Below are 12,307 nucleotides of genomic sequence, written 5' to 3' on the forward strand. Positions count from 1 at the left end.
TTGAGATCTCGCTGTAATTATCGTTGCCGGGATAAAAACGTTGCATAGAGTGCGGTTGCTTTGAAGACACAAAAAAAGCGCTGTCCCTAATGAATTTTCACCTGCAAAATTGCCATGTCATTCTGAGCGCAGCGAAGAATCTGCCTTCGTGGCCGCGGAGATTCTTCGCTGCGCTCAGAATGACATGGATCATCGATACGTACCGGTTGTGATTGTGAAAATTCATCAGGGCAGCGCCCGCAAACGGCATCGCTAGAGCCTAGACACGAGCCTCCTCCAAAGCCCTATCTTCAACCTCTGTTGCTTGCAAATCATGGCCTGCGCCTTCACTTAATCCCACCCGGCGCCAGATGGCGCGCAAGGGAGCAGGCGCCCACCAGTTCCATTGACCGAGCAGGCGCATTGTCGCCGGTACCAGCAGCATACGCACCAGCGTCGCGTCCATAATCACCGCGATAGCCAGTCCAATACCGATCTCCTGCACGAAAATGATCCTGGAAGTTCCAAATGCCCCTAATACGACCGCCAGTAGCACCGCCGCGCTCGTGATGAGCCAGCCGGTACGCTGCATGCCCGAAGCAATAGCAGCTCGATTGTCGCCCGTAGCGTCGAAGCGTTCCTTCACGCGACTGAGCAAAAAGACTTCATAGTCCATTGAAAGACCGAAAGCGATGGCGAAAATCAGAATCGGCTGCGTCGAATCAAGGCTGCCAAGCGACTGGAAGTGCAGCAGGTTTTCCAGGTGTCCATCCTGGAAAATCCAGACCAGCGCACCAAAAGTGGCCGAAAGCGAAAGCACGTTCAGGATAATGGCCTTGAACGGCATCACCAGCGAGCCTGTCATCAAGAACAGCAGCACGAAGACGGCGATGGCAATTACTGCCAGCGCGTAGGGAAGCGTTGCGCCCAGGCTGGCGAGCTGATCCATCTGCCCGGGAGTGACTCCGGTGACCAGCGACACAAAACCTGCCGGTGTTTTGATGGCGCGTACCTGGCGCACGATATCTTCCGCTGCCGCGGATCGTTCAGCCGGTTGCATAGCTACGGTGATCTGCGTGGCATCTCCATTCGCCAGTTGAGATGCCACTGTCGCCAGTTGTGGATTAGCCGCCGGGTGCGCATAGAGCTGCTGGTAATCGACAAGCGAGAGCGATGGATCGACCGTGACCAGGCTCTCTACGTGAATCACTCCCGGAATGGCTGAAATTGCATGCACATAGGCATCCAGGCTTGCCAGGTTCGAGGCGGAAAGAGCATCGCCAGGAGTGTTAATGGCGATTTCAAGCTGCGATGATCCCTCCTGCGCAAAATCCCCTGACAGCCGGTCCGAGACCACGCGAGCAGGTTGATCCGGCGCAAGTACGGTTACACCAGGTGTCGCGAATGAAGCATGTAAAAAGGGTGTGCCTGACAGTACAAGGATGGCGACGACAACCAGGGCGACCGGAATGGGCCAGCGCATAACAGCCTGTGAGAGTCGGTACCATGCTCCATGAGCTTCGCCGGAACTGGTAGGACTCTTTGATGCTCTACGACGAAACAATCCCTGAGTTGAGAGGGCGTTGACGCCCCTTCCAAGTAGTGCCAGCACCGCGGGCAGGATAGTCAGAGCGGCCAACAGCGCAACCAGCGTCGCTGCGATAGATCCCATAGCCATGCTGCGCAGGAAGAATTCAGGGAAGAGCAGCAGGCTCAAAAGGCTTGTGCTGACAGTCAAACCTGAAAACAGGATGGTACGTCCCGCGGTTGCCATCGTTCGCTGTATCGCGCCGCGTACATCATTTTCCTCTGCTTGCAACTCCTCGCGGAAGCGCGTAACAATGAAGAGCGAATAATCGATGGCCAGTCCCAGGCCCAGCATCGTGACCACCTGGATGGCAAAGATCGAGACATCCGTCAAGCCCGCCAGCACGCGCAAGACGGCGAATGCTCCCAGAATGGCCACACCCCCAATCAGCAGCGGCAGCGCGGCCGCTACCAGCCCACTAAAGACGATCAGCAGCAAGATGACCACAATGGGCAATGTAATCATCTCGGCCCGCTCAAGATCGGCGCTCGTCTGCGTATTGATCGCCACACTGACCGGAACATTCCCACCGACCAGCGTTTGTAACTCCGGCGAGCGAATCAGTGGCGCAATGGCCTTGTACTCTTTCTCCTTCGTGGATTCGTCCTGCGATGCCAGGTGGACAATGGCGAACGTCTCGTGGCCATCGCGAGAGAGAAAACTCGCGCTATGGGTTGAATAGTAGAAAGTAATCGAAGTAACCTCCGCCCTTGCCTTTAATGTCGCGAGCAACTGTGTCGCGGCATCCGTAAAAGCCGGATCGCTCGCACGCAGTGTATTACTGCTCATGAGGATGATGACATCAGCCGACGAGTTGGGAAACTTCGTGTTCAGCACATCCTGTGCCCGTGACGACTCACTGGCCGGGTCGACGAATCCTCCAGTTTTCAGAGAACCGAAGACGCCGAAACCGTAGATCGCCGCTGTCGCAACAAGTAGCAGAGCGATAGCGAGCACAGTCCAGCGCGCGCGATAAAATGTGCCGCCAAGTCTTGTTAACATGTTCCTGACCTTTCTGAATGAAGTTCATTCATTACGCTCAAAAAACCAACAAATTCACGCTTATTTTTTGAATTTACTCCCATCCCAACTGTGATTGTGGTACAGTGTTCGGTGTGTTTCAAATGAATGAAGTTCATTCATCACGCCGCACACATTTTACAATACGATAGAAATTGGTTCGGGTTGCAAAAATTTTTACTGGCTCGATTACTCGGATTCCACGATCAACGATGGCCCAAAGAAAAGCCGCTCGACGACCTCGATGGTACGTTCACGGTACAGTTTCTCGTTTTCGCCATGCTCAATGCAATAGCATTCGTAAAGCATGGAATGTACCATTCCGAACAGGATTTTGGCGTACATTTCCGTATCGAAAGGCGCCAGTTGACCCTGCTCGATGGCCTGCCGCAGGAAAGCATCGAGTGCCTTTGTAATCGATCCCTCAGCAAGCTTGTGTTGCCAGATCTCCTCAGCCGATTGCACATCGACCTGGAAGAGCGGCATCAATACTTGATTATCATGGCAAATGCGAAATGAGGCCTCAATGACGGCGCGTGGTACTTGCCTGATCGGTAAAGCAAGAATAGCAGGGTCTTGCAGAACCCTGGCAATCGCTTCTACCCAGTCAATGGAGACGCTGCTGTAAATTTCGTGTTTGTTATGAAAATAGAGATAGACCGTACCTACAGCCATACCTGCTGCGCGTGCGATATCGGCAATCGTCGTATTCTCGTATCCTTGCCTGGCAAAAAGCTCGGCTGCGGCATCAAGGATAGCGCGGCGCTTTGTACGTGTATCTTCTCTAGTAGTCTCCGGCATAAGTCCTCTTCGTAATGCTGAATGAACGTCATTCATTTTATACCATGAATGGAAGATAAAGTCAAGGGGCTGAACCGCTGATTACCTATAAGCCTGACTGTGGTTTGAATATTCTCAGGATAATTTCGGCATCTGGAAAATGCTCTTTGAACTGCTCAGGATAGTACAACGCTCTTCTGGATAGGCCATCAAGAGCGGAGAGAATAACTATCACCAGCTGGTCTGGATCGCGCAAAGCGATCTCTCCGCTGGCCTGGCCTTCGACGATAAGCTGCCTTCTACGGTAGCCCGGAGTGTAGAGTAGAGGCGCGTACGGTGGAACCAGGTACTGGACACGACGACATTGTCTTTGTAGCCTGAGATAAATGGAAGTGAAGAAAGAGGGCAAGTGAAAAAACGCCCGGCTTATGGCTCTACCGCACCTGGCTCACTATCAAACGGATGAAACAGCCCAAACAGTTCCCGTACCGGCGCGAAACTTCTACGGTGAATTGGAGTAGCGCCATATTCGCGTAGCGCTGCCAGGTGTGCTTCGGTGCCATATCCCTTGTGCTGGGCGAAGCCGTACTCAGGATATTGTTCGTGCATTTGCAGCATAATTCTATCCCGTGTGACTTTGGCGATCACCGATGCGGCCGCGATGGAGAGGCACAACGCGTCCCCATGAATAATGGAGCGCTGCACAAGCGGAATGTCGGGTAGGAGCAGCGCATCCAGTAGCAGCGCCTGGGGAGCAGGAGATAATTGCGCCAGTGCGGTACGCATAGCAAGCTTCGTGGCCTGCAAAATATTGCACTCGTCAATCAGTTCGACAGAACCTATGCCAATGCCAACCGTGAGAGCATGCTGCATAATGATTTCATATAGCCTAGAGCGTTCTGGTGCGGTTAATTGCTTGGAGTCGCGCGTACCGGCAAAAAGGGAAAAGCAATCCTTCTCCAGCGGTAAAATAACAGCCGCGGCTACCACAGGCCCGGCGAGGCAGCCGCGGCCTGCTTCATCGAGTCCGGCGATAAAAGAATAGCCCTGGGCAAGCAGGGCCATTTCTTCATCGAGCGTTGGTTCTTGTCGGCTATTCTTCGTTATTCTCACTGCCGGTAACTGGAGCGGCGGCTTTAGAGGCGCGAGTAGCCTCTTTCGCTGCGATCTCTTTGCTCGTCTTGGGGCGCAGTTCCTTTAAGCGCGCAGCCTTCCCTGTCAGCCCACGCAGGTAGTAGAGCTGCTTGCGGCGCACGCGAGCATGGCGAATGACCTCGATCTTCTCGATACGTGGAGAATTGAGGAGAAATGTGCGTTCGACACCCACGCCATGCGTGATGCGACGAACGGTAAAATTGCGGTTCACGCCGCCACCACGCAGGCGCATCACAACGCCCTCAAATGGCTGCAAGCGTTCGCGGTTCCCTTCAACGACCCTCACTTGCAGGCGAACTGTATCACCTGACTGAATTTCTGGTATATCTTTACGCAACTGGGCGCTTTCAACAGCGGCCAGCAGCGCACGTCCGGCAGACTTCGTTACTGTTTGTTTGTCGGCCATCCTTCACAACCTCCTGCGCGCGTCATGCTCAGCCTGTAGAGATAGAAGTAGTAAGTCCATTTCCGATCCGTGGTGAAGCGGAGCCTTCTGCGCTAAAACCTATGCTTTGGTGCTATTCAGCTGCTTCATCAAGCGCGATTTGCGGCGAGCAGCGTTATTACGATGAATGACGCCCTTTTTGGCGGCGCGGTCCAGCTCGCTCACAGCTGCCCGTACAGCAGCTTCGGCATTCACATCTTCGTCATTAATAGCCTGGCGAGCTTTTGTAACACGTGTCTTTACGAGTGATTTGATGCTGCGATTGTGCAAGCGGCGCTTTTGCTCCTGGCGCATGCGCTTTTCCGCAGACGGGTTATTGGGCATGTAAGTACTATTCCTCCCCGAAACATCTGCCCCTCTCACGGGCGAAATCTAAAAAACGTCTATGTCAGGGGCGACCGGCATGTAGCACGCGGATTCGTCCGGCATGTGGTCGCTCCGTCATATGAGTGCCCATGGATTATAGCAGAAAGGCTACGAATATGTCAAACAAAAATTACTAGTACAGGAGCACAGCTGCCCCGTAGGATGTGTTGGCGTATAACCAGGCGGCGTCATTCTCCTGCATGTTGATGCAGCCGTGGCTCCCATTGCCGGCAAACTGTTCATCGCCTCCCACATCGTAGTGCGGGAAATTGGTGCCGGGGCCATAGTTCACTCGCCACCAGCTATCGTGGAAGAAGTATCCACCATCGTGATATTCCATCGCATAGTTGATCTTGGTATCTGGATACCAGAATGCCGACCCTTTGGGTTCGCTCGACTTGAACACTGTCGGCGACTGCCGCAAGAAAATGTTCCAGAATCCAGGCGGCGAGGGCTTGTCATATTGGCCAGAAGTAATCAGGAACGAACGTACCAGCTTGCCGTTATCGTACAGGCGCAGCGTCTGCTCGATCAGCGAAACCACCAGTACCTGGCCCGACATCAGATTGTAATGCTTCATCAGCTCGATATCGGTCGCGTGTACCTGGTTCCACGGCGTTTTGTCGCTGTAATCGGCCTCCATCATCTTCAGATGCAGCATATCATTGTTGATCAGGTCAATCGCTGACTGGAAATCATCAATCGATTGCGTGCCCTGGGCGTACTGCAAGGCGGCATCCGCATCCGACCCTATACCCTGCTCGTCATATTCATAATCCAGGTTATAGCTGCCACCGTCGTAGGAATCGTGGTACTGGTGCGAGTTGCCCCAGCTGGTGACCTCCTTATGGAACTGGCTCAGCAGGTAGCTGGCCTGTCCCTCGATCAACGGCATCTGGATTGAGGCAAGATCGCTGTCAATTTGCGATGAGAACTTCAGGTAATCCGTAATCGACTTAGCGTTGGCGAGCGCCGCTTTATCAGCATTATAATGCTGTTGGAACGTACTATAGTTCTGACCATACTGCTTGAGCAAGTTAATATCGGCGTTGAGTTCGCTCAGTTTGTATGCGCCTACGTAGGGAATGGCCTGCGATGAGTAAACCGTCGTTTCATTCAGCTGCGTATTGATCTGATCGATCAAAGACGAGTAATCCTCCGGTTTGGTCGCATTGCGGAAGGCTTGCAGGTCGTTCTGCTGTTGCTGTTTGAGGCCCGTTACGTCCAGGTGCGAAGCTTGTAACTGCCGGATGACCTGCTGCAATGATAGCAGGGCGTTATACGCAGGCCCCATCAAGTGAAGCGCCTGCGTGGAACGTTTAGCGTTGTAGCTGATCTGCAGGTAATCTTTGGGATATTGGGCTTTTGCCAGTAAGTTCTGGTCGCTGGTCAGTTGAGTGGCAAAGATTTTCGCCTCGACGAAGTTCTGATCCTGCCGCTGGGCCAGGGCGCTTTCAAAGTTGGATAGGTCGACGGTAGCCTGGTAGTCCAACTCCTGCGTCACTTGCAATTCCAGGCCGCTCACCTGCACTTTCAGCAGACTGTAGCGCTGTGCCAGGTTTGTATAATATGCATTAACTGATGAGCCGTTGAACAGCCCAAAAGGGGCATTGGTCTGACTTAGTTGCGCTTCCTGATTCAATATTGGCTGGAGCATATCCGCGGGTACGCCGATGCTTCGCGCATTGGCTATGCTCTGGTCGAGCGCGGCCTTACTTGAAGTGGCCTGCTGTTGCGTTTGAGGGTCACCACAGGCACTTAATAAAAGCATCACAAGCAAGGCTGCTAGCATGACAAATGCGGCTTTGCCCGGACGCTGCCGCAGACGGGAGAGAGATGCCATTGTTAAAACATTCCTCCTCAGAAATTGTCGCATACATATGCATACAGAAAGATTAATAGGCATTTTATATAGGTATAAACGCCGCTTACCTATTATATTACATCGGTTAATAGCGGCAAACGTAACAAAAGGCCCCGGTTGGACTTGCGATGGCATGATGAATGAGACGTATCACAATGAATGAGACATATCACAACCGGACGCCATAGCATTGAAAACCCGTCCGGCCCTGTCATTCTGAGCGGAGCGAAGAATCTCTGGTACGATGGACACAGATTCTTCGCTTCACTCAGAATGACAGGGCCGGAGCCACTCGGATGACCAGTTTTGAACGTGAAAGTTCATCATGCCATTCATCATTCTTACCTTTGTTTGATAATCTACTGGCTTAGAGCCTGCTCCAGGTCCGCGATAATATCCTCAATATCTTCGATACCCACCGAGAGGCGCAGCAACGTATCGGTGAGGCCCCGCGCTTCGCGAATTTCCTTTGGAATGGAGCCATGCGTCATTGACGCGGGATGGCAAACAAGCGATTCCACTCCGCCGAGGCTTTCCGCCAGCGCGAACACCTTGAAGTGACGTACCATTGCCGTTACATCGTCATACGTTCCCTTGAATTGGAAAGAGACCATGCCGCCGAAGCCGCTCATCTGGCGCCTGGCAAGTTCATAGTCGGGATGAGAGGGCAGCCCTGGGTAGTAGACCTTTTCGACGCGTGGATGCTCGTGCAGGAACCTGGCAACTGCGCGCGCGTTCTCTTCGTGCTGGCGCATACGCACCGCCAGCGTCTTAATGCCGCGTAGCGTCAGCCAGCTATCGAAAGGCGCCGGTACTCCTCCTGCCGCGTTCTGGTAGAACTTGATCGCCTCGTATGCCTCCGCATTGTTCAAAACTACCGCGCCGCCAATGACATCGCTATGCCCATTGATATATTTTGTGGTGCTATGTACAACGATGTCCGCGCCCAGCTTTAGTGGTTGCTGAAAGTATGGGCTGGCAAACGTGTTATCCACGACGACCAGCAATTTGTGTTGATGCGCGATCTCTGCGACAGCTTGAATATCGATCAAGCGCAGGAGCGGATTGGTAGGTGTCTCCAACCAGGCGATTTTGGTGTTGGGGCGAATGGCTTTCTCAAATGCTGCAACATCGCCTGCCGGTACATAGCTCGTTTCGACATTGTAGCGACGCATCACGCGCTCGAAAATGCGATAGCTGCCGCCATACAGGTCGTCGCAGGCCACCATATGATCACCCGCGCTCAGCAGGCTGAGAACGGCTGCTTCCGCCGCCATGCCGGACGCGAAGGCCAGCCCATATGTTGCTCCTTCGAGAGCGGCGATACATGCCTGCAATGCGCTGCGCGTCGGATTATCGGTGCGCGAGTATTCAAACCCTTTATTTTCACCCAGTCCTGCCTGGGCATAGGTCGCGGTCTGGAAAATGGGCGTCATGACCGCGCCGGTCGATGGATCAGGCTCCTGCCCAGCGTGAATAGCCTTTGTCGCGAACTTCATACGAAAATTACTCCTTACTTTGGATGATTACTGAGGGCGACTACGAGAGTACGTCCTTACTATGACCACGAGATGATTACAGGCGAGAACGTATCCTTGTAAGGGCGTACCCTTGTGGTCGCCCTGAAGTTCAATCATAAAACGTTCTATTCATAAGACGAATAGAAGTCACGCCTGGTGCCTGAAAAAGACAAAGGTATAGTTCTGCAAATCGAAACAAGCAACGAAGCTCGTTTTATTCTGCTACTCCCTTCTCCAACTAACGCCCCCGTGAAAACGTAATAGTATCAGATGCAGGTGTTTGCGAGGGCCATTATAAGACTATGCCCTCCGACCTCCTGCCTATGATACAATTATAAGCAGGTCAGTCTCTGTCCAGTACTCAAAGAAACTCGAATATATGACAACTTCTCAAACGCAACATGGTTCACCAGACCCCGCCAGCAAACCGGTAATTGGTGTTCTGCTTGTGCATGGATTTAACGGCACGCAAGACGATATGATCGAATTGGAGCAACACCTGCGGGAACATGGCATGCTGGCCGTCAACATGTTGTTGCCGGGGCATGGTATGGACCATGTGCGCGAGTTGATGACCCTTGGTTGGGATGATTGGGCGCAGGCAGTGAGCAATGAATTGCGCGTGCTGAAAGCTCGCTGCGACCAGGTCTTTCTTGTAGGGCACTCGCTGGGTGGAGCGCTGGCGTTACATATTGCAGCACATGAGGATGTAGCGGGTATCGTAGTGATGTGCGCTCCGATCTACATGCATCCTCTACTCAAGCCATTTATTGGCGTAGCAAAATTTGTTGTCCCATTGCTGCCAACGATTTATGAGGATGTGCGCGACCGTGATGCACGCCGCCGGTACAAGCGCGGCACCTACCATTGGACTCCGGTACGGCCAATCGAAAGCATGTTGAAGTTTTTGCCCAGGCTGCGCGAGGAACTGCCACAAATAACTGCACCTGCGCTGATCATGATAGCGCTGCACGATCACGTGGTTCCGGCTCGTGATGGGCATGAGATTTATCGTCGCATTGGCTCGCAAGAAAAATACCTCGTCACTTTCCATCGCTCCTATCATATTATTATGAAGGACCATGATCACGAAGAGGTATTCTCTAAAACATCGGCCTTTATTCAACGCCAGGCAGCTAAGTTAAAGCTGCACCGGCAAAATTCGCCTGCGGATCAATCGGCGTAAGAGGTACTGGAAGACTTCACACAAGCTCGTATTTCAGATATACTCAGGGACTGTAGCACAACATTAGGGGAAAAAGAAAGTCTTGACACAACAAGTGAGTGACCCACCAGATCAAACGCTGCCACCAGAAGGGAAACCGCGGGGAAATACAGGCTCACCGTTTTCGAAAGCGGGAATTTTCTCCTTGCTTACTCTCATTGGCGTGTTGCTGCTTCTGTTCTCCGGCTTACTCGTTGTTGGCCTGACACAGACGAATAGCACTCCTGTACAATCGGCCACTGCCACTTCGCCCACGCCACAGGCAAGCCAAACCGCGACCGGGAAAAAGACACCGGGCACTACACCTGTACCAACGCAAAGCCCGCAGATAACACCTACTATTTCGGCGCCTATCTTTTCACCGAGCAATTCTGTTTTGCCTGTCCTGCAGTTGCCAGGTGATCATTATGTTATCTATGAGCAACAAAACGGCCTCTATTTAGTCTCAACCAGTAGTAATTTCTCTGAACGGATACCGGCAACCGGATTCGTCTATAACGAGGCGGTGCCTCCAATTCTGACGCCCAATGGTCAAATACTCTATGCCGGAGACGGTCTGTGGATGACAGATATTTTTGGTGGGACTCCGACGAAAATTGCCGGCATTGCTTCCGGCCAGCTCATCACCTCGATGGCCCTCAGCAGCGATGGAAAGATGGTTGCCTGGACGACCGAATCTACCGACGGCACAGGCCCCATCGATCTCTATGCAGGCCCAATAGCGAGTCCAACGCTGGTGTATGGGCAATCCGCTTTGAATTGTCCTTGTTTCCGCATTTTCTCGTTCCTGAATGGCTCAGGCTCTCATGCCGATAGCACGCTATTGCTTACCGACGATCGAGGAAGTCATGAAGCCGTACAATATGGCCTATGGTCGCTCGACCTCGATTCGACGCCTGCCCAGCCACAATCACTTTTAGATGAGGACTCCGAACAGGGACCGCTGGCCCTCGAGCCATATGGCAATGTGCTGCTGTTTTCGACCAATGAAGGGGCAGCTCCTGTCCCCGCCGATAACAGTGTGCCTTCCGATGTTGCGACGCTTTCCTATGCCAACAGCCTGGACCTGGCAATATTAAGCGGTTCGCCTTTAGTTTTAGGGCAAACAGATGTGGTTTTGCCAGCCCAGAATAGCCTGAGCAATAGCGCTGACTATCGTTGGGTCACCACACCGGTATTTTCTCCTGACGCGCATACATTGGCATATGTAGAGTTCTCGAGCGACTCACAGCCGCCTTATGACCGGCATAGCGCCATTTACACTGTACAGATCAGTGGCTCGGGTACGCATCTCACCGCCAGCAAGCCAGTGCTTGTGGCTACTACGACAGATCGATTGCTCGAACTAGGAAGCTGGTTCAACAGCCACATTATTACCTTCTATGGTGATGGAATCCTCTACGCCTTCGATATACAAACCGGTGCTCTTACCAAAATAGCGGCCCCTGGACATTATGCTCGCATCATCGCTGTTGTCGGTTCTGGCCTGAACTGATCGGTAATTGTCCATCTCAAGAATCTAAAAAGGGCATCTACACTATGACAATAGATAATGATCGAACGTGTCATAGCAAGATTGCCCTTGTAGGGACAGCGCCTGGTGCCTGCCCGATTCGGGATACCCGCACTTATGAAATTTTAATAGCGGTTCTGATTAGCCTGGTTGGCGAGTGCGCCGTTGTTTGCGGCGCTGGGCTGCGGCTTTACGCTTACGGCGTGCCTGTGGACTCTCGTAATGGGTGCGACGGCGCGCCTCGGAGAGAACTCCATCCTGTTGAACCTTACGATTGAAGCGTTTAAGCGCCTGCTCAAACGAATCGCCTGGATTTACTTTAACTTCACTCATAGCGATCACCAGCGCGATCTACGGTCACTACTGCGGCCCGACCTTTGTGGCTGGTAGCAATCGCTACAATAGACGGGCTTATCTCCGCGTGGCTGGAAAGGTACCAGCGCCTCGTTACCACAGCTGGAACAAATGGCGGTATACATCTGGCGGGGTTCGTGTGAGCCGCCCCGGCTGCCACTATATCCGCCGCTGGCCTGTGAGCGGCGTGCAGCGCGGCAGGACGGACAACGCGTGGGGGCGTTGGTCAAATTATGGCTCGCAAAAAATTCCTGCTCGCCAACGGTAAAAACGAATTCTGAATTGCAGTCGCGACAATAGAGGGTCTGATCACTCAATGCCATGTTTCTTTCCTGACTTCTGGGTCTAAATGTAAACAATCCTTCGTGTATGGCATTACTTGCAACAGACAGACTCCCTATTCCGAGCAACTATGCGCTATACAACGTTTAACGAGTATATCACATTTTCCCCAAAAAAGCACGAATCTAAAACATATTTCTCATACCGCCGAAAAAT

Annotated in this window: 11 protein-coding genes and 1 pseudogene; 2 read left to right on the top strand and 10 right to left on the bottom strand. The window is 52.7% G+C overall.

Annotation, left to right across the window (positions count from 1 at the left end; all coding sequences use genetic code 11):
- Positions 1 to 259 precede the first annotated feature (259 nt).
- From VFA09_01965 to VFA09_02000, 8 genes and pseudogenes are all read right to left on the bottom strand, one after another.
- Entirely contained in the window at positions 260 to 2,569 is a 2,310-nt protein-coding gene (locus tag VFA09_01965; protein ID HZU66018.1) for an efflux RND transporter permease subunit, read from the bottom strand.
- A 207-nt stretch (positions 2,570 to 2,776) separates the two neighbouring features.
- Positions 2,777 to 3,388, bottom strand: coding sequence for a TetR/AcrR family transcriptional regulator (locus tag VFA09_01970; GenBank protein ID HZU66019.1), 612 nt, complete (start codon positions 3,386 to 3,388; stop codon positions 2,777 to 2,779).
- Between the two features lie 85 nt (positions 3,389 to 3,473).
- A complete protein-coding gene (locus tag VFA09_01975) occupies positions 3,474 to 3,776 on the bottom strand; it encodes a hypothetical protein (GenBank protein ID HZU66020.1) in 303 nt (100 codons plus the stop codon).
- 17 nt (positions 3,777 to 3,793) lie between these two features.
- On the bottom strand, positions 3,794 to 4,480 hold the full coding sequence (locus tag VFA09_01980; protein HZU66021.1) for a ribonuclease HII: 687 nt from the start codon (positions 4,478 to 4,480) through the stop codon (positions 3,794 to 3,796).
- Between the two features lie 73 nt (positions 4,481 to 4,553).
- Positions 4,554 to 4,928 (bottom strand): annotated as a pseudogene (gene rplS, locus VFA09_01985) (50S ribosomal protein L19).
- Between the two features lie 99 nt (positions 4,929 to 5,027).
- Positions 5,028 to 5,291 carry a 30S ribosomal protein S20 gene (rpsT, locus tag VFA09_01990; GenBank protein ID HZU66022.1) on the bottom strand — a complete coding sequence of 88 codons (264 nt, stop codon included), beginning with the start codon at positions 5,289 to 5,291 and terminating at the stop codon, positions 5,028 to 5,030.
- A 175-nt stretch (positions 5,292 to 5,466) separates the two neighbouring features.
- Positions 5,467 to 7,176: a L,D-transpeptidase gene (locus tag VFA09_01995; GenBank protein HZU66023.1), complete on the bottom strand. Its 1,710-nt coding sequence runs from the start codon at positions 7,174 to 7,176 to the stop codon at positions 5,467 to 5,469.
- Positions 7,177 to 7,556: 380 nt separating this feature from the next.
- Positions 7,557 to 8,696, bottom strand: coding sequence for a cystathionine gamma-synthase (locus tag VFA09_02000; GenBank protein HZU66024.1), 1,140 nt, complete (start codon positions 8,694 to 8,696; stop codon positions 7,557 to 7,559).
- Between the two features lie 355 nt (positions 8,697 to 9,051).
- Here VFA09_02000 and VFA09_02005 point away from each other — a divergent pair, with 355 nt between their 5' ends.
- Positions 9,052 to 9,903: an alpha/beta fold hydrolase gene (locus VFA09_02005; protein ID HZU66025.1), complete on the top strand. Its 852-nt coding sequence runs from the start codon at positions 9,052 to 9,054 to the stop codon at positions 9,901 to 9,903.
- Positions 9,904 to 9,985: 82 nt separating this feature from the next.
- Complete coding sequence (locus VFA09_02010) at positions 9,986 to 11,437, top strand: hypothetical protein (protein ID HZU66026.1); 1,452 nt, start codon at positions 9,986 to 9,988, stop codon at positions 11,435 to 11,437.
- 159 nt (positions 11,438 to 11,596) lie between these two features.
- Here the strand turns inward: VFA09_02010 and rpsU are convergent, their stop codons facing one another.
- The gene (gene rpsU / locus VFA09_02015; protein HZU66027.1) at positions 11,597 to 11,788 is read right to left on the bottom strand and encodes a 30S ribosomal protein S21; all 192 of its coding nucleotides are present in this window, start codon (positions 11,786 to 11,788) and stop codon (positions 11,597 to 11,599) included.
- A gap of 5 nt (positions 11,789 to 11,793) precedes the next feature.
- Positions 11,794 to 12,132, bottom strand: coding sequence for a zinc-ribbon domain containing protein (locus VFA09_02020; GenBank protein HZU66028.1), 339 nt, complete (start codon positions 12,130 to 12,132; stop codon positions 11,794 to 11,796).
- Between the last annotated feature and the right edge of the window lie 175 nt (positions 12,133 to 12,307).

The organism is Ktedonobacteraceae bacterium, from assembly GCA_035653615.1.
Taxonomy (GTDB): domain Bacteria; phylum Chloroflexota; class Ktedonobacteria; order Ktedonobacterales; family Ktedonobacteraceae; genus DASRBN01.